Consider the following 18,029-nt stretch of genomic DNA (forward strand, 5'->3'; position numbering starts at 1 on the left):
CATGAAAATCCGAAGTCTGATTAGGCGATTTAGTTTTTGGCAATTATTCCGATTATCGGGATTAATGTTTCAGAAACCATTATTGATTTTTCCGACGGCGAAGGCCACGAAACAAACCATGATTATTTGCAATACTTTATATGGAGCAACGCATCATAACAATGGTAAACCTAATGCATTTAGGCATGCATTGTGGAATGTTTTGATTTGCCAAAAAACCTTTAGAAGTACTAGAAATGCAAATAAATCAATGATTTGGGCTCAAAAAGTGACTGATTTACATGAAAAATTAGCTCCAAACAAACCTTTAGAAGAGGCAATGGATTTGCATAATAATGCTTTAGGAAGAGATTATTTTATGAAGTTAAAAAATGCTTCAGAAGAAGAAATTATCACTTTTTTGGAGCAAAGACTTTGTGAAGCTAAAGTAGTGGAAACTGTTAAATCCGTGCAGGAGAACACTAGTTATTTGGTGTACCTTTCAGAATAAAATAAGTAAAAGAATAGTACATAAATTGAAACAAAAATCATAAAAACACTACCTATAAAGCGTTAACCAATTCATTACATCATGATTAAGAACATCATTAGCGGTATCAAGGCATATTTTGGAGGTTTTGCTTTAATCTCAAAACTTGGATTGTGGAAATACTTTGCAATTCCAATTCTGATTAGCTTTTTAACTGGAGTCATCTTTATGGTTTTAGCTTGGTTTTTGTCTGATCCATTAGGTGGATTTATTGCCAAAGCATGGGTTTGGGAATGGGGATCAGAAACCTTTGCAGTGATTAGTAAATATTTAAGTATCCTCCTAATCCTGGCAGTTGGATTAGTGCTATATAAGCATATTGTGATGGCGTTGTCTGCTCCATTTATGAGCCCCGTTTCAGAAAAAGTAGAAGCACACATTTTAGGCGATCATACCCATATACATCGTAATACTTCCTTTAGAGAACAATTAATGAGAGGTGTTCGAATCAATGTTAGAAACTTATTTAGAGAATTATTGTTTATACTTCCTTTATTGGTTCTTAGTCTTATCCCTGTTGTAAATATTGTGACAACAATTTTAATTTTTGTGATACAGGCATATTATGTAGGTTTTGGTAATATGGATTATACGATGGAACGGCATTTTAAGTACAAAGAAAGTATTGAGTTTGTGCGAAAGCATAGAGGAACTGCGATCGGTAATGGATTGGTGTTTATGTTGATGTTATTTATTCCAATTGTTGGATTTATAGTAACGCTTCCGATTTCGGTTGTAGCAGCTTCTGCAGAGACTGTAAAGATTTTAGATAGAGAAGGATTAATGATAACAGAAACTTCTGAAGAGGTTTCTAAGATTGAAGCATAATTACAATGAAAGAAAAGTTTTATCAATACATACAGAATCTTCAGGACGCCATCACTTCTGGATTAGAAGCAATTGATGGTCAAGCAACATTTAAAGAAGATATCTGGAAACGACCAGAAGGTGGAGGAGGTCGTACGCGTGTGATCGAGAATGGAGCAGTATTCGAAAAAGGAGGCGTAAATATTTCGGGAGTTCATGGCAAATTGCCTAAAGCCATGCAGAGTTATTTTAATGTAGGAGATGTTGATTTCTTTGCCTGTGGATTGTCGTTGGTTTTACATCCTAAAAATCCTATGGTGCCAACAGTACATGCCAATTGGCGATATTTTGAAATGTATGATGCTGATGGAAACATTGTAGATAGCTGGTTTGGTGGAGGACAGGATTTAACACCTTATTATTTGTTTGATGAAGATGCGAAACACTTTCATAAGATATGCAAAACCTCTTGCGACAATCATAATGCAGATTTTTATCCTGTATATAAAAAGAAATGTGATGAATATTTCTATAATGCGCATAGAGGTGAAGGTCGTGGAGTAGGAGGTTTGTTTTTTGATTATTGCAAGGCAACAGATGATATGTCGATGCAGGATTGGTATAATTTTGTGACTGAGATTGGTGATAGTTTTTTAGAAGCGTATGTACCCATCGTAGAACGCAGAAAAAACGCAACATATACTAAGGATCAAAAAGACTGGCAGGAGATTCGACGAGGGCGATATGTTGAGTTTAACCTGGTTCATGACAAAGGAACCTTGTTTGGTTTAAAAACAAACGGAAGAATAGAAAGTATATTAATGAGTTTGCCTCCACAAGTACAATGGAGATATGATCATCATCCAGCTTCTGGAAGTGAAGAAGAAAGGTTGATTACGGTATTAAAGAATCCAGTAGATTGGATATGATAAGGTCGTATAATTAGAAGTAAGAAAAATAACTACCTAAATCTATACCCTAATAATTTACAGATTGTTAAAGTAATTCCTGTAATTTATCTGCTCCTAATTGTTTTGTCTTTTTTTATAAATGTCTTTCGTGTTTCTTGGAACCGCTTATAATTTTAACAAATATGATTTAGGTTTAGTGCCTGTGATTCAGTACCACTATATACTTTTTCAACCTTGCATAAAATACCTTTGATCTTCTTAGTTGTATCGTTTACACGAATAAAATGATATAGATTTACTATTTTTTTACGATAAAAAGCGCAAAAAAACGGCTAAAATGCAATATTTAGTGAGTCTTATCTTACCATTAATCCTAGTAAAAACGGGGTATAACCAAAATAAATCGGTTTAAGTGCTTAAAAAACAGGATAAAAGGTTGTTGTTGTGATTTTTTTTATTAACTTGCGCTAACTTGTGGGGCTTAATATTTTAAAGAAAACCAATTAACACCCAGAACCCTATGAAAAAAATTTTACTATTGTTAACTGTAATCCTTCTGACAGGATGTCAATATTTCACAGACGGAAAACAGAAACCTAAATTTGCAAGTTTCAAGAAAAACACAATCGAATTTCGTAAGAATACTATTATGCTTACGGCTGGATACGAAAAAACATCTCCAGAGCAATTTAAAGTAAGATTAGATTCACTAAGTGAAAAATCTAAGTTTAAAGATATTGCATTAGAAGAATTAAAAAAGATCGAAAACAAAAAGGTTGATTTTCAATTATTTGTAGACGAGAAAAATGTAGAGAACTACGTATTTATATATGCTTGTGATTATTATCAGTTAGATGAGCATAGAGCAGCAACTGTAGTGGAGGCTTTAAGTAGAGAACTAAAAGACGAAGCAAATGTTCAGGAAGTAAGATACAAAAGGATTCACGGAAGATTTTTCTTTACGCCAACTTCAAAGATTGTTAAGTTAAAATACTTAAAAGGATACAAGATGGAGAAGAAATATCAGGCAGAGTATATTGTAGCATCTAAGTTAGGTGGTATCGGTCTACTGATAAGCAATCTTGAAAATGTAGATTTCGAAAGTTCTATTAAAAGATTAGCTTTAAAATAAAGAATATAACCAATTTTTATTGGGTTTTCAATACAATTAAAAAGGGTATTAGTGTTGTAGCTAATACCCTTTTTTATATAACTTTATCATAATAAGAAATTTCATATTACAGTAGGATGCAGAGAGTTTTAATGTTATTGGTGGTTATGGGTATAGTAGGATGTGCACGCAGTGTAGAACCGACTGTAGAAAATATTAATACCATCTTTGCTTCTCAGGATTTTACTTTTGAATTTCATAAGGTACACGAAGCAAAAAAATCTATCAGTTTTAGAAATGATTATTTAGTATATAAAAGTGATCAGCCTACATTAAGACGAGAGATTACCTATGATGAGGTATTACTGATTAATGATTTTATACAGAATATAGTGAATCTTCATGATCCAGATTTAAACCAGGAATCTTCATCATATTATATTATAAAGAATACGGCTTACAAGGCTGTTATTATCCCTAAACAGGAAGATTTTTATTTTGAAGCTCTGATAAAGACCTTGCAATTACAAAAATAGCTATTGGTTACTCTTCAATCTGTTCCTCAATAACCTTAAATTGTTTTATAGCAGTGTTGGGTTCTATGATATTATAACCTTTCCAGAAATCAGGATCATATTTTGATAAATATGCTGAATCCACATTTTTATTTTCTTTACTACTTGCATATTCTGACTCAGTAATATTGGTTGCATTAAAAACAATAACTTCATATTTGTTTTTAGCATAGCTAATAACATCAAGATTAAGTGATAATTGATTTTGTTTGTTTCTTCCTTTTACGTTTTTGTTTTTCTCAATAATACTTAGAGGTCGATCTACTCCAAACTTGTTTTCGGTTACTTTTTCAATAAACTTAACTCCATATTTTCCATCAGGTCCTTTTGCAAAAATAGTAGTTCCGCTATATCCGTTTTCTTCAAAACTAAGGCCCAATAGATTAAAACTACGCAGTCGCTTTACGTTTTGATAATCAATTCTCATGATCGCAAAATCTTCTGTGTTTACATATATAGTTCCTTTAAAATCACCTCTTCTTTTGGGAGTAAAATTAATCACATACACACCTATATCATCTAATATGGTATAATCTACACGTTCAAAATTGTATCGTCCAGAGTTTTTGATCACATTTAGTTTGGTATCTGATTGATAAAATGTCTCATTAAAAAGATTTTTAAGATTCATTTTTCTGGACTTAAAGAAGAAATTTTCCTTTGGGTTTTCAATTCCATCTGCAATCGCTGCAGCATCCTCATTAGCATTTAAGATAGAGTCTACTTGTACTTTTTGACTAAATAGACCTGATCTTATTTTGATATAAGAATCGGGCTTTACATTGTCTCTAAATATCTTTTCCATCTTTTTGAAAATGGCTTCAAAGGATCCTCCATTATTTTTGTCATATAAACGAGCACCTTTGATTACATTTAGCTTTTGTTTTTCTGTATTGCCATAAAAATCACACAAGGCTTCTGCATAAAAAACAGAATTTCTGGGTACAACTCTAGAAATACTATCTACAAGATTTTTATCAATCTCTGCGATACTAGATTTCTTAAATTTAATATCCATTTTTTTGATAAAACTAGTATTGGTTTCTCTAAAAAACAACCTACTTTTTGCCAGAGCATCTCTATAATTTTCCTCCATATTATCATCTACATTATCAATGATTTCATCAATAGTTAGATTTTTGTTAGAGATAAATACGCTTTTTAGCTCTATCGCTTTGGGTTCTATATAGATGATGCTATCTGTAATATTTTGCACCGCAACACCTACAGTAGCATATCCCATAGAAGAGATATAGATCGAATCTATTTTTGATTGAATTTCATCTAGTGTAATACTAAAACGTCCTTCTTCATTTGTTACGATTCCTTGGTTTTCGCCAATTTGTATGGTTGCATACGGAATTACTTCATTGGTTTTTTTATCGACAACTTTGGAACTAATCGTTTGGCCAGTAACTGAAAAAAAATTTAGGCACACACAAAGGATTAGTAATAAGATTTTATAAATTTTCATAGCTTCAGTAGATTCATAAAATTACCATATAAAAATATAGATTCTCAATGTATCTAGGGCATAGTTACCACACAAAAGAATATCATTATGATTATATGTCTTATAATAAGACGAGTCACCTACTGATTTATAACAGAGAATATCTTAAATATTATGGATTTTATAAAAACATGTATTGAACCTATGGCTTTCTTTTAGTCAGTGCCTTGTATCAAATGTTATGTCAAAAAGAGGATATCTAGGTACGATCATACAATGATCCTCAATATATTTAAGACTCACCTTCAAGCACTGTAAACTGCTTGATGGCTGTATTAGGCTCTATGATATTATATCCTTTCCAGAATTCTGGATCGTATTTAGATAAATATTGTGGTTTGATACTTTTGTTTTCTGTACTACTTTCATATTCACCTTCGGTTATTGGTTTAGAATCAAAAATAACTACTTCGTATTTGCTGATTTCGCCTGCACCGATATCCAGACCTAAGGATAATTCGTTTTGTTTACGTCTTCCTTTTACGAATTTGTTTTTCTCGATAATTTTAAGTGGGCGATCAATACCATATTGATTCCCTCTTGTTTTTTCGATATAGCGTACACTATACTTACCATCTGCACCTTTAGAAAAAATGGTTTTCCCAGCATATAGATTATCCCTAAAACTGACTCCTAATAAACTAATACTTTTTAGGTTTTTTACATTCTTATAATCTACTCGCATAATCGCAAAATCCTCGGTGTTTACATACATAGTTCCTTTAAAATCAGCACTTCTTTTAGGTTCAAAATTGATGATATATACGCTACTGTCGTCAATGGTTGTGTAATCCATAAGTTCGAACTTGTATCGACCTGATTTTTCAATAAAATTTAATTTAGAATCTTCTTGAAAAAACATACTGGCCAATATGTTTTGTAATGATGATTTTCTATAGTTAAGAAAATAGTTTTCTTCGTTTTTATTTGGTTTTTCTACTTCTTTTTTTACCTCTGCAGCTTCTTCATTGTTATCAAAAATAGAATCCATCTGTACTTTGGTTCCCAGAATCCAACCTGATTTTATTTTTAAATAAGAATTTGGTTTTACGTTCTTTTTTAGGATATCCTCCAGTTTTTCTGATAGTGCCTCCATGGATCCATCATTGCTCTTATCATAGAGTTCGGCACCTTTGATAATATTAAGTTTTTGTTTGTTAAAATCTCCATATAGATCACATAACGCTTCGGTATAGTACGATGATTTTCTGGGGATGATAGAGACCACACTATCGATAAACTTTTCGTTAAACTCTGCAATCGTAGATTTTTTAAACTCGATATCGATCTTATTGATATCGCTAAAATTAGATTGTCTGAAAAAAAGCTTTTTATGAGACATATCCTTGCTATAGTTCTGATCTACATTTTCTTTTACATTGTCGATAATCTCATCAATGGTTAATTTTTTATTAGACACAAAAACCCCACTTAACTCGATCGCTTTGGGTTCTATATATATAATACTATCAGTAATACTATTGAGTGCAATCCCTACGGTAGCATATCCCATAGAAGAGATATAGATAGAATCAATGGCTGTTTGTTTTTTATCCAGAGTAAAACTAAAGGTTCCTTCTTCGTTAGTGATTACGCCACCATTGTCTGCATATTGAATTGTAGCATATGGGATAGGTTCGTTTGTTTTTTTGTCTACCACTTTAGAGCTGATGGTTTGTGCTTGAAGCAAAGATGTAGAACATACAAAGAACAAAATGTAGTTATAGAATTTCATGAGTTGTTATTTAGATTGATGTATTAGTATAGACATCATTTTTAGTAAAAAGGTTGCCTGCACATTGTATATGAAGACTGATACGAGAAAACTTTGTTACAAGAATTGCACCAAAAAAAGAAGAAAGCCCAGAAAAACGAATTTCCTGAGCTTCTTTGTGATTTTTTAGAAAACGGAATATTTGGCTAATTCCAATTAAACAAAAAATCCCTTACATAGGTAGTCGTAAGGGATTGTGCTTTATTACATTAAATTTTGTTTGAAGGTATATGATGATAAAAACAGTAAGATTGTTTTGTTATTAATTAGTGAGCAATACTTATTTTTTTAAAAAGAAAATCACGATAGTAACAGCGCGTCCATATCGTGATTTTCAGAATTCAACTAACTAACTAAATTTTTATTGCTACCACATTTATAGTATGGCAGGCAAACAACTAGGTTTTAGAAACCTTTTATTCCTCATCTACTCTTCTTAAATTATCATTAGAGTTTCTGTCTATTAATTTATTATAAGGATCAATACCTGCTTTTTCTGGTTTTTTATCAGTCACAATCGTGAATGTATTTTCGCCAGGTTGTAACCACTTTCGTTCCAGGTAATATGGGTTCTTAAGAGGTACTTCTTGATCATCTACAATATCCTCACCAAACAAACCAATTTCTATATAGTTGGTCGTATCATCGGTACGCTCTTCTTTTCCTTTATCATCATAATAAATCTTCTTAGAATCTACTGTAAAGGTAGTTTCATAAGAACCATTATCCAGTTTTTTGGTCTTGGCTTCTTTGGTTATGTTTTCGTATAATACTATTTCTTTAAAACCATCATCTACCGAGTATTTTAGAGAATCTGGTGCTACCTTATATAGCGCTTCATATAAATTCTCTGAGGTAGGATATACTCCTTTTTCAAAATGTTTATACTCATCAAGAAAACCTTTTAAGGCAGTATTGATTTTTTCTTCACCAATAATATCCTGCAGTTCATACATCACCATAGATCCTTTTCGGTACCAAACATATCCTCCTGTTTCTACATTCATTAAAGAACGTTCTGGTTTAAAACTAAAGGATCGACTTCTTAGGTATGCATCCAGAGAATACTTAAGGAAATTTTTAATTCCATTTTCTCCATATTCTTTTTTCATAGTCATCAAGGATGAGTATTCTGCTAAGGTTTCAGAGATGATATTAGCTCCAGATGTTTTACTAGGAGTTACAATATGTCCCCACCATTGATGTGCAACTTCGTGCGCAGTTACCCTAAAAGCATAATTAAAATCTTCTGCTTTATCAAAATCAGCAGCAAATCCAAAATCCTCAGAATACGGGATCGTAGTTACAAAAGATTGTGCAAATGTCGAATGAGCGGGGAACTCTACAATTCTGATCACAGAATTAGGATACTCATAGAAATTCTTAGAGCAATAGTCTAATGCTACCTTCGTCCCTTCAATAAAATACTGCAAGTTTCTTTTATGCTTAGGAGAGTGATAGATCTCTATAGCTACTTTTTTACCGCTAGGTGCCGTCCAACTTGATTTTTCTACATCATATCTGGCTGAAACTACATTAAAGAATAAGTCGGTCTGAGACTCTAGTTTATAATGGTAATACGCTCTGTTATCTTCCTTCCATTCTTTAACTAATTTACCTGGTGCAATAGCAATTTGATCTGATGCTGTACTCACTACTGCTTCAAAATTGATATAATTAGCATCCTCATTAAATAGATTCTTTTTTAAAGCAGTAGAATCTGTTCTGGGAGGAAATAAATAATCTAATTTTTCTAATCCATATTTTCTTCTGGTACCATTGTCACTAAGAGACCTGTCGTAATGAAAACTTGGAAATATAGAATTATTTATAAAGGTACCGTTGTTTAGTACCTGTGTTTCTATGCTATTTGCAAACCCTTTGGTTTCGGCAGACATAGAAATTGACAATTCAGCAGTATCTTTTGGTTGTAATGTATTAGGTAATTTATAGAAATACATCCTGTTAACCGTATCAGAAACTACAGGTTTTATAGGACTACCATTATAGATGATTTCTCCTAATTGTGTATGTTCTACTGGATATTGAACATTTAATAACAAGGTATCAATAGGAGTGGCGTAATTATTAACCAACTTAAATTCTCCTGTAGCTTTTAAGGCTCTTTTTTCTGGAAATACATCAATATAAGCTTTTAAATCAGTAACCTGTGGATGTGCCTGATTGATCAATCGTGAATATTTTTTTTCAGCCTCAGCAGCGATTTCATTAAAGTAATCTCCACTTTCAATAGTATTCAATACTTTTAAATTATAATAACCATAACCTGCTACAGAAGCAAAAGCAATGATCACCATGGTTAAGGCTCCGATCATTTTGAAATTCAACCTTCTTTTGGCTAAGGTTAATCGTTCTTTTGCTGTAGAAAAGAATCCACGATTCCAGAATATGGTTCCAACTACTAATAGTATAGCCATCATTAAGGCCCAATACAAGTTTAATGTAAAAGTACCGTGCATATAATGACCAAACCCATTCAGGTCACTTAAGAAAAATGGTGTAGAACCTGTGAAAATAAGTAATGGATTATTACTTTTAAATGCTAACGTAACTAATAGTGGAAGTCCAATATATATTAATATAATTATAAAATGGCCTAAGAACTTATTATTCACCAAAACATGAATGAAAAAACACAGAAATATAGTTGCAATAAAACTAGGAAGAATGAGTGCAAAATTATAAACTGCGTACATCCCTAGTTCATATCCAAAATAACCATTAAACGTTTGAAACAACGCACCAATTAGAATATTTACAAATGCTAGTACACCTGCAATACCTAATAGCGAAATAACTTTAGAAAAGTATAAACTTGTATTGTTAATCGGTAATGCATCATAAAACACAAAAGTTTTGTTCTTACGAGTTCTATGCACTGCTTCACCAGAATAAATAATTAAAATAATAATGGATAAGAGAGAGATTCCTCCAGAAATATAAGTCGTTACAAATCTCGTAAGCGGTAAATTAGGAGTTCCATAAATCTCATTAGCATTATAAATTGTAATTAAAGAAAGTAAGATTCCAATAACAATCAAAATTATAAAAACAGGATCTTTAATGATAGAAAGAAATTCAATTTTACTTAATGACAGTAAGTTGTTTCTTTCTGTTTTTTTATTGAATATCTGAGATATAACACCTGTAAATGATGGCGCATGCGTATCTCCTTTAGTTTTCTTTTCCTTTTTACCAGAAATTAAGAATTTCTTATAGTCGAATTTAAATAAAGTTAGTAAGAAAAATAACAATCCTAATCCCAACCAAAGCATTCGATTTAATAAAAATTTCCCATAGATTGGAAGTTGATTAATATTTAATTCATTAACCGACCAATACTTTTTGACAAAACTAAAAGCTCTTCCACCAAAAGGATCCAAATATATGGTTAGCCATTGATTATCTAGACTGGCGAGTAAGTTTCCTGAAATACTATATAATAAGAATAAAAATATTCCTCCAAGATATATAATAGGCATTTTCTTAAAAAAGGCCATCAAACAAAAGAAGAGAGAACCTATTAGAAATGCATTGATCTGTAAGATAAATATGAACGGAAGGAGATATGAAGATAAATTAAAAGCATCATAATCCCCATAATCTGGTCTATCTAAATACATTCCTGTAGTAAAACCTATAATTGCACCTAGTACAATAAATAGGTTTAATAATGTAACAATAGTAAAGCTTCCAAAAAACCTTCCTAATACATACGATTTTTGCGTAATCGGAAATGTAAAATAAGTCTGTGCAGTTTTATGATCCTGATCTCTAAAAATGGGAACTCCCATAATAGCAGCATAAAAGAAAATAGAAATCACAGAAATTGGAGCTATAACATCTATAATATTATTAGGACTATTGACAAATTGTGCAGTAACAGATTTTTGAAAAACTGCTATTAACAATGCCATAGCAAGCCCTAATCCAGCATAAATCCAAGTAGCAGGTCGACGAAGACGATATTGTATTTCGAATAAGAATATTTCTTTCATAATTATGCCTCCTGTTCTTGCTTTTGATTAATACTATAGAAATAGAATTCTTCTAAACCATTGTTCATTTGCTCAAAACCATTTCCTGGAGCACTCTCACTGTATATATTCACAAAGAACTGGCCTCCTCTTAAATAATTAGAAAGCACAGTAAATTCATTTTGATAACGTTCCAATTCAGTTTTTTCAATCTGTTTTTTGAATATTTTTCCATCCAATGTACGTGATAACTCTTGCGGATTTCCTTGAGCAAGAATTCTTCCTTCATTAAAAACCGCCATATGCTCACATAAATTAGTTACATCATCCACAATATGAGTAGATAATATTACGACAGCATTTTCACCTAATTCACTTAGTAAGTTATGAAAACGATTACGTTCTAATGGGTCCAAACCTGCTGTTGGTTCATCTACAATAATTAGTTTTGGATTTCCCAATAAGGCTTGCGCAATTCCAAAACGTTGTCGCATCCCACCAGAAAAATCTCCCAGGTTTCGATTTCTAAATTTATATAAGTTCACCTTGTTTAATAAATCGGCAACATATCCTTTACGTTCGCTGGTATTGGTAATGCCTTTAACCTTGGCAATATGATTAAGCATCATTTCTGCAGAAACCTTTGGGTATACTCCAAAATCCTGAGGTAAATAGCCTAATGTTTTTCTAAGCTCTTCTGGTTGTTTAAAAACATCAATGCCGTCAAAATCGATAGATCCTGTATCCGCAAGTTGCAATGTAGCGATCGTTCTCATCAAGGTTGATTTTCCAGCGCCATTAGGGCCAAGAAGACCAAACATTCCTTTTTCTAAGGTAAGATTTACATCATTTAACGCCTGTGTTCCATTTGGATACGTCTTGTTCAGATTTTTTATTGTAAGCATACTATATAAAGTTTAGCAAAGTTTATGTATTGAATTGTTAGTATAAAATGTGGTGTGTTTGTTACAGAATTGTATTAATTTTATAAAAACGATCCGCCTAAAGTTACATTATAGTTGGTATATTTACGTTTCTTATAAATTAGTAGCAAGTTAATGCATCAACTCCGTAGAAATAGAAGATTACGAACCAATGATTCGATTCGATCTTTAGTAAGAGAACATACGATTACTCCCAATGATTTTTTAGTTCCTCTTTTTGTAGTAGAAGGCAATAATGTAAAACAAGAGATTGCATCCATGCCTGGATATTACAGATATAGTCTCGATTTGTTGAAAAATGAGGTAAAAGAGGTTTGGGCGATGGGATTAAAGGCAGTATTACTTTTTGTAAAAGTACCAGATAACCTAAAAGATAATAAAGGAACCGAAGCGTTGAATCCCGATGGATTAATGCAACGAGCAATTAAAACTGTTAAAGATGTCGCTCCAGAAATGTTGGTCATGACTGATGTAGCACTAGATCCGTATTCTTCTTATGGTCATGATGGGATTGTAGAAGATGGGTATATTGTCAATGATCCTACCTGCGAAGTATTAGCTCAGATGTCCTTATCCCATGCAAAAGCTGGAGCTGATTTTGTTGCTCCTAGTGATATGATGGATGGCAGAATTCTGGCAATTAGAACCTTGTTAGAAGAAGAAAACTATAAGAATACTGGTATTATGAGTTATAGTGCCAAGTATGCTTCTGGTTTTTATGGACCGTTTAGAGATGCGCTGGATTCTGCACCTGGTTTTGGAGACAAAAAAACATATCAGATGGATTTTGCAAATCGGGATGAAGCGATTAAAGAAACATTGATGGATATAGAAGAGGGCGCTGATATTGTTATGGTAAAACCTGGATTGGCGTATTTGGATATAGTAAGAGATGTGCGTGATGTGGTAGATGTGCCAGTAGCAGTATATCAAGTGAGTGGAGAGTATGCGATGCTGAAGGCAGCTGCCGCAAAAGGGTGGTTAGATCATGATGCGATTATGATGGAACAACTTATTGCATTTAAGAGAGCAGGAGCGCAGATCATCGCAAGTTATTTTGCCAAAGATGTGGTGAAACTTTTAGGATAGTAATAAATTAGAACTATATGATAAGCAGGGATCGATTGTATCAAACTTTTGGAGAGTTATTGTATGTAATTGCAATGAGTGATGGTGTTATCCAGAAAGAGGAAGTGAAAACTCTGGAAGAAATACTGAAAGCGCATCCCAAAGGAGAAGAAATAAAATGGTCATTTGATTACGAGAATGAAAATCAAAATGATATCGAAACCCTTTATAAAAAAGTAATAGAAGTTTTTTCTGATAATGGCCCAGACGAAGAATATGACTTTATGATTTATGCCTTAACAAAAATTGCAGAAGCAAGTGATGGTATGGGATCTAAAGAAGAAAAGGTGATTAATAGTTTCTCTAAGGATCTATTAGAAAGATTTAAAAAAGACATCGATAATTTGTTTAATCATTTGTAGAAAATTAATTTCTCAAAATCTGTTTCAAAAACTAAATAGACTAAAATTAAGAAACCTTGCGAATTGACTTGATTGGTATTGATTTTAGTATAACCACTTTTATAAAACCTCTAAAATTAAAAAGATGAAACATGTTGTTTTATTATTGTTAAGTATCACTTTTATCGCAACTAGCTGTCAATCCGAAAAGAAACCTGAAAAAGAAAAAATCGTTATCGGAGGGAAGAAAAAAGCAAAATCTCCAGAATTTGAATTAGGTGAAAAACTCTTCAAAGGCAAAGGAAACTGTTTTTCTTGCCATAGATTAGATAAAAAATCTGTAGGTCCAAGTACTGCAGAGATTATGAAAATCTATAAAGAGCAAAATGGGGATATTATTGGTTTTCTTAGACAAAAGAAAGATCCGATTGTAGATCCAGATAATTACTCAGTTATGAAGACTAATTTTGCACGATTAGAGAAGTTTTCTGATGAAGAACTCAAGGCAATAGAAGTATATATGAATGAAGTGACTAAAAAATAATGAAGAATTTTTTAATAATCTGTATTCTTATTTCGTATCCTGTAATGTCTCAACACACAACACCCAAATCCGCGTTTCTAGAAAAATGGAGTAATTCTAAAGAATATCTGTTAGCAATTGCCGAATCCATGCCCGAAGAACATTATGTTTTTAAACCTACAGAACGCGAGATGGATTTTAAGAATCAACTACTTCATATCTGCGGAAATATGCGTTGGCTTGGCACCAACTATTTTTCTGAAGAAACTTTTGATCGAAAGCAGTTTTCTGAAAATGTGCCCGAATCTAAAAAAGAAGTTATTCTATTGCTCAAGGAGTCATTTGATCTTGTTTATGATCGCATAAAGACGGTAGATGAGGATGCCTTAAAAGCAGAGGTTGATTTTTTTGCAGGCCCAAAGTCAAGGCTTCAGATTCTAAATTTATTGCAAGACCATGTAACACATCATAGAGGACAATTGATTGTATATCTAAATCTTAATGAAATTAAACCACCAAGGTACGTGGGTTGGTGATAAGGATTCTTATCTTTTCTTTTTACAAATGATAAGCAAATCCTTACTTTAGCAAAACTAATTATATATTATGGCATTACTTATTATATACGGAGTCGTATCTATTTTCTTTTCGTTTTTATGTTCGATTCTCGAAGCAGTGTTGCTTAGTATTACCCCAACCTTTGTGAATGTTAAGAAAAAAGAAGGTAAAGCCTATGCATCTTCTTTAGAAAAGCTAAAAAAAGATGTAGACAGACCGCTTATTGCGATTCTAACACTTAATACAATTGCCCATACTGTAGGAGCTATATTAGTAGGTGTACAAGCAAAAGTAGCATATGCAGAAATGTATGGATCCGAAACACGTACGTTTCTTGGAATGGAAATTACAGAAGATTTAATGGTAGGAGTGGTATCCTCTGTGATGACAATATTGATATTAGTTGCCTCTGAGATTATACCCAAAACGATTGGAGCAACCTATTGGAAACAGCTGGCTAATTTTACTTCGAAAGCCTTACATGTATTGATTTGGCCATTAAAATGGACAGGAATACTTTGGTTATTGCAATTAACTACAAAACTAATTGGAGGAAAAGGACATCACGGATCGGTATTAAGTAGAGAGGATTTTACCGCGATGGCAGATATTGCAGAAGAAGAAGGTGTTTTTGAAGAGTCTGAATCTCAAATAATCAGAAATCTGCTAAACTTTAAAGCCATTTTTGCAAAAGATATCATGACACCTAGAAGTGTTATGAAAATTGCTCCCGAAGAACAGAATGTTCAAGATTTTTTTGAAGCTAATAAAAACCTTCGTTTTTCCAGAATCCCAGTATATGCTGATAATCCAGATAATATAACGGGATATGTGCTAAAGGATGAGGTGTATAAAGAAATGGCTGAAGATAATCATGCTAAAAAATTAAATGACCTTAAGCGAAAGGTATTTGTTGTAGATCGTAATGTAGCAGTTCCTAATTTGTTCGAAAAACTAGTAGAGCATAAAGAACATATGGCATTGGTAGTCGATGAATATGGTTCGATTAGTGGTTTGGTCAGTATGGAAGATGTTATTGAAACGCTTCTTGGGTTAGAAATCATGGACGAGAGTGATCAGGATTCTAATATGCAGGAACTGGCAAGAAAAAACTGGGAGAACAGAGCAAGACGTTTAGGTATTCTGGATGATAAAAAGGAAGAATGATTCAAACCGCTTTCATAGAAACGCCACTTGGGATAGCTACGATTACAGGCGATGAAAATGGAATAAGTAAGATTTCAATAACAGAAGATACTACAGAAAAACCTTCTGCCAAAATTCCAGATGTATTACAAAAAGCAGTAATCCAATTACAGGATTATTTTAAAGGAAACAGAAATACTTTTGATATTAAGTTAAACCCTTCTGGCACAGATTTCCAAAAAAAAGTTTGGCATGAACTATCTAATATTCCTTTTGGGAAAACAGTAAGTTATCTGGATATTGCTAAGCGACTAGGAGATCCTAAATGTATAAGAGCTGCTGCATCCGCTAATGGAAAAAACCCTTTGTGGGTTGTAGTTCCCTGTCATCGCGTAATTGGTAGTGATGGATCACTTACGGGATATGCGGGAGGATTGTGGCGCAAAAAATGGTTATTGGATCATGAAAACCCTGTAAAACAACAATCACTTTTTTAAAGAACTAACAATCAATAGTTTAAGAATACTTATTGTCATAGAGTAAACACAAAATACATCAGTATTACTGCACACATCTATATATAATTTAGGGTACGATCAATTTTTTTGTTTATATAATATAGATTATGATTATATTATCCTATGATACAAGCATATAGATATCTCTCAATAATTTGCGTATTTCTTTTTTTTGACATTTATGCTCAAAACCCTATTGATAGGGAACTGAATAAACCTTTGGTTCTTGAAAGCGATTCTGTCGAGTTTTTTATCAAAAAAGGAGACAGTTTAAATTCAGCTAAAAATCTGACTTTAGCAGAAGATGCGTACGAGAAAGCTTTTCGTTTGGCAAAAAGAATTGGTGATAAAAAACAAATACTTGATACCGGATTTAAATTAGAAAGATATCGGTCTGCGATATTGGAAAAGCATGATGAAGCCAAAGAAATAATTGATTTTATAAATAGTTATTGTACAAAATTAGATGATAAAGATTGCATCATCCAAAGTATAATTCGTTATGGTGAACTGAAACGGAGAAAACTTCAATTTGTTGACGCATTGAAGCGTTATAGTCAAGCACTTCTCATGGCAGAAAAAACAGAAAACAAAAATCTAAATTGGCAAATATTAACTGGAAGAGGAGGTTTGTTATTGGATATTGGGGATCTTGATCAAAGCAAAAGAGATTTTAAAAAAGCTGTTGATTACATTACCGATATTAAAGGAAAATACATGACAGATAAACTCAAATGCATCATCATTGATGACGAAAAAAAAGATAGAGAGAATATTCATATGCTTTTGGATTCATACTGTCCACAAGTAGAGGTTATTGGAGAAGCCAAAGATAGAGCTACGATTCTTTCAGTGCTATCAGAACTAAAACCAGATTTGGTCTTTATAGATATTCAATTAGGTGCGATCTCGGTATTCGATGTGTTGAATGAATTGGATAGTATTGAATTTAAAATTGTGTTTGTAACTGCTTTTGATAAATATGCAATACAAGGGTATCAATATGATGCGATAGATTATTTATTAAAACCAGTAGATCCCAAGCGATTAATTAAAGTAGTGGATAAAACCTTTAGATTAAAAGATCAATTAGCATCTAAAGAGAATATTGCCAATGATTTTAAAGAACTGTATTCTAAAGTGATGGAAACTCCTAAAATATCTATTACGGATGCTAAAGGAGTACATATTGTAAAAGCTATTGATGTTTTATACTGCGTAAGTGATGGGAACTATACTACATTTGTAATGAAGGATGAAAATGAAATTGTAATCTCTAAAAACTTAAAACATTTTGAATCTAAATTAAAAGATTATAATTTTTTTAGAATTCATAAATCTTATTTGGTAAATCTCAATCATATTGACTTCTTGGTAAAAGAGCAAGGAGGCTCTGTTGTTATGAAAAATGGAAAATCTTTACCAATCTCCAGAAATGGTAAAAAAGAACTTTACGAGAAAATGAATATTTTATAAGGAATTTCTGGGTAAATAATTTTGGTTTTCACAATATTCTAAAGTGATCTTCAGTATTTTATATACTTCTTTACTACCCTTAAATTTTATTATATGTATGTAAAAGTGCATTTAATACACTAAAACCTACCGTTAAAACAATCAACCGATTAAAAACTGTATGTGTCTGTTACTTTT

Annotated in this window: 16 protein-coding genes; 12 read left to right on the forward strand and 4 right to left on the reverse strand. The window is 32.3% G+C overall.

The genetic code is table 11. The annotated features are described in order from the left end of the window. Position 1 precedes the first annotated feature (1 nt). From QBK95_RS16710 to QBK95_RS16730, 5 genes are all read left to right on the forward strand, one after another. Complete coding sequence (locus tag QBK95_RS16710; RefSeq protein ID WP_280935694.1) at positions 2–490, forward strand: DUF6973 domain-containing protein; 489 nt, start codon at positions 2–4, stop codon at positions 488–490. Positions 491–571: 81 nt separating this feature from the next. Next, a complete protein-coding gene (locus QBK95_RS16715) occupies positions 572–1,357 on the forward strand; it encodes an EI24 domain-containing protein (RefSeq protein ID WP_280935695.1) in 786 nt (261 codons plus the stop codon). Positions 1,358–1,362: 5 nt separating this feature from the next. Continuing rightward, positions 1,363–2,265 carry an oxygen-dependent coproporphyrinogen oxidase gene (gene hemF, locus QBK95_RS16720; protein ID WP_280935696.1) on the forward strand — a complete coding sequence of 301 codons (903 nt, stop codon included), beginning with the start codon at positions 1,363–1,365 and terminating at the stop codon, positions 2,263–2,265. A gap of 502 nt (positions 2,266–2,767) precedes the next feature. Then, positions 2,768–3,379 (forward strand): hypothetical protein, encoded by a 612-nt coding sequence (locus tag QBK95_RS16725; protein ID WP_280935697.1) that lies wholly within the window; start codon positions 2,768–2,770, stop codon positions 3,377–3,379. A 116-nt stretch (positions 3,380–3,495) separates the two neighbouring features. Then, a complete protein-coding gene (locus tag QBK95_RS16730) occupies positions 3,496–3,894 on the forward strand; it encodes a hypothetical protein (RefSeq protein ID WP_280935698.1) in 399 nt (132 codons plus the stop codon). A gap of 7 nt (positions 3,895–3,901) precedes the next feature. Here QBK95_RS16730 and QBK95_RS16735 read toward each other — a convergent pair whose 3' ends face one another. From QBK95_RS16735 to QBK95_RS16750, 4 genes are all read right to left on the reverse strand, one after another. Continuing rightward, the gene (locus QBK95_RS16735) at positions 3,902–5,407 is read right to left on the reverse strand and encodes a carboxypeptidase-like regulatory domain-containing protein (RefSeq protein ID WP_280935699.1); all 1,506 of its coding nucleotides are present in this window, start codon (positions 5,405–5,407) and stop codon (positions 3,902–3,904) included. A gap of 271 nt (positions 5,408–5,678) precedes the next feature. Next, the gene (locus QBK95_RS16740; RefSeq protein ID WP_280935700.1) at positions 5,679–7,181 is read right to left on the reverse strand and encodes a carboxypeptidase-like regulatory domain-containing protein; all 1,503 of its coding nucleotides are present in this window, start codon (positions 7,179–7,181) and stop codon (positions 5,679–5,681) included. A gap of 455 nt (positions 7,182–7,636) precedes the next feature. Next, complete coding sequence (locus QBK95_RS16745) at positions 7,637–11,239, reverse strand: ABC transporter permease/M1 family aminopeptidase (RefSeq protein WP_280935701.1); 3,603 nt, start codon at positions 11,237–11,239, stop codon at positions 7,637–7,639. A gap of 2 nt (positions 11,240–11,241) precedes the next feature. Continuing rightward, entirely contained in the window at positions 11,242–12,123 is an 882-nt protein-coding gene (locus QBK95_RS16750; RefSeq protein WP_280935702.1) for an ABC transporter ATP-binding protein, read from the reverse strand. A gap of 153 nt (positions 12,124–12,276) precedes the next feature. Between QBK95_RS16750 and hemB the strand changes: the two genes are divergently transcribed. The 7 genes from hemB to QBK95_RS16785 all read left to right on the forward strand — a co-directional run bounded on the left by hemB (position 12,277) and on the right by QBK95_RS16785 (position 17,852). Then, positions 12,277–13,251 (forward strand): porphobilinogen synthase, encoded by a 975-nt coding sequence (gene hemB, locus QBK95_RS16755; RefSeq protein ID WP_280935703.1) that lies wholly within the window; start codon positions 12,277–12,279, stop codon positions 13,249–13,251. Positions 13,252–13,268: 17 nt separating this feature from the next. After that, positions 13,269–13,652 (forward strand): tellurite resistance TerB family protein, encoded by a 384-nt coding sequence (locus QBK95_RS16760; RefSeq protein ID WP_280935704.1) that lies wholly within the window; start codon positions 13,269–13,271, stop codon positions 13,650–13,652. A gap of 124 nt (positions 13,653–13,776) precedes the next feature. Next, a complete protein-coding gene (locus QBK95_RS16765) occupies positions 13,777–14,175 on the forward strand; it encodes a c-type cytochrome (protein WP_280935705.1) in 399 nt (132 codons plus the stop codon). Next, positions 14,175–14,690: a DinB family protein gene (locus tag QBK95_RS16770; RefSeq protein WP_280935706.1), complete on the forward strand. Its 516-nt coding sequence runs from the start codon at positions 14,175–14,177 to the stop codon at positions 14,688–14,690. The genes QBK95_RS16765 and QBK95_RS16770 overlap by 1 nt, the downstream gene beginning before the upstream one ends. A gap of 70 nt (positions 14,691–14,760) precedes the next feature. Beyond that, complete coding sequence (locus tag QBK95_RS16775; RefSeq protein ID WP_280935707.1) at positions 14,761–15,879, forward strand: CNNM domain-containing protein; 1,119 nt, start codon at positions 14,761–14,763, stop codon at positions 15,877–15,879. Next, a complete protein-coding gene (locus QBK95_RS16780; RefSeq protein ID WP_445012633.1) occupies positions 15,876–16,355 on the forward strand; it encodes a methylated-DNA--[protein]-cysteine S-methyltransferase in 480 nt (159 codons plus the stop codon). The genes QBK95_RS16775 and QBK95_RS16780 overlap by 4 nt, the downstream gene beginning before the upstream one ends. Positions 16,356–16,595: 240 nt before the next feature. After that, positions 16,596–17,852, forward strand: coding sequence for a LytR/AlgR family response regulator transcription factor (locus QBK95_RS16785; protein ID WP_280935708.1), 1,257 nt, complete (start codon positions 16,596–16,598; stop codon positions 17,850–17,852). Positions 17,853–18,029: the final 177 nt, after the last annotated feature.

The sequence above is a fragment of the Aquimarina mycalae genome (genome assembly GCF_029906345.1).
GTDB lineage: Bacteria > Bacteroidota > Bacteroidia > Flavobacteriales > Flavobacteriaceae > Aquimarina.

What these genes read in the sequence shown, in the direction of transcription:
- QBK95_RS16735 (WP_280935699.1), bottom strand. Translation starts at nt 5,407, where the DNA reads ATGAAAATTTATAAAATCTTATTACTAATCCTTTGTGTGTGCCTAAAT.
- QBK95_RS16780 (WP_445012633.1), top strand. Translation starts at nt 15,876, where the DNA reads ATGATTCAAACCGCTTTCATAGAAACGCCACTTGGGATAGCTACGATT.
- QBK95_RS16750 (WP_280935702.1), bottom strand. Translation starts at nt 12,123, where the DNA reads ATGCTTACAATAAAAAATCTGAACAAGACGTATCCAAATGGAACACAG.
- QBK95_RS16710 (WP_280935694.1), top strand. Translation starts at nt 2, where the DNA reads ATGAAAATCCGAAGTCTGATTAGGCGATTTAGTTTTTGGCAATTATTC.
- QBK95_RS16725 (WP_280935697.1), top strand. Translation starts at nt 2,768, where the DNA reads ATGAAAAAAATTTTACTATTGTTAACTGTAATCCTTCTGACAGGATGT.
- QBK95_RS16745 (WP_280935701.1), bottom strand. Translation starts at nt 11,239, where the DNA reads ATGAAAGAAATATTCTTATTCGAAATACAATATCGTCTTCGTCGACCT.
- QBK95_RS16715 (WP_280935695.1), top strand. Translation starts at nt 572, where the DNA reads ATGATTAAGAACATCATTAGCGGTATCAAGGCATATTTTGGAGGTTTT.
- QBK95_RS16765 (WP_280935705.1), top strand. Translation starts at nt 13,777, where the DNA reads ATGAAACATGTTGTTTTATTATTGTTAAGTATCACTTTTATCGCAACT.
- QBK95_RS16730 (WP_280935698.1), top strand. Translation starts at nt 3,496, where the DNA reads ATGCAGAGAGTTTTAATGTTATTGGTGGTTATGGGTATAGTAGGATGT.
- QBK95_RS16775 (WP_280935707.1), top strand. Translation starts at nt 14,761, where the DNA reads ATGGCATTACTTATTATATACGGAGTCGTATCTATTTTCTTTTCGTTT.
- QBK95_RS16740 (WP_280935700.1), bottom strand. Translation starts at nt 7,181, where the DNA reads ATGAAATTCTATAACTACATTTTGTTCTTTGTATGTTCTACATCTTTG.
- QBK95_RS16760 (WP_280935704.1), top strand. Translation starts at nt 13,269, where the DNA reads ATGATAAGCAGGGATCGATTGTATCAAACTTTTGGAGAGTTATTGTAT.
- QBK95_RS16770 (WP_280935706.1), top strand. Translation starts at nt 14,175, where the DNA reads ATGAAGAATTTTTTAATAATCTGTATTCTTATTTCGTATCCTGTAATG.
- hemB (WP_280935703.1), top strand. Translation starts at nt 12,277, where the DNA reads ATGCATCAACTCCGTAGAAATAGAAGATTACGAACCAATGATTCGATT.
- hemF (WP_280935696.1), top strand. Translation starts at nt 1,363, where the DNA reads ATGAAAGAAAAGTTTTATCAATACATACAGAATCTTCAGGACGCCATC.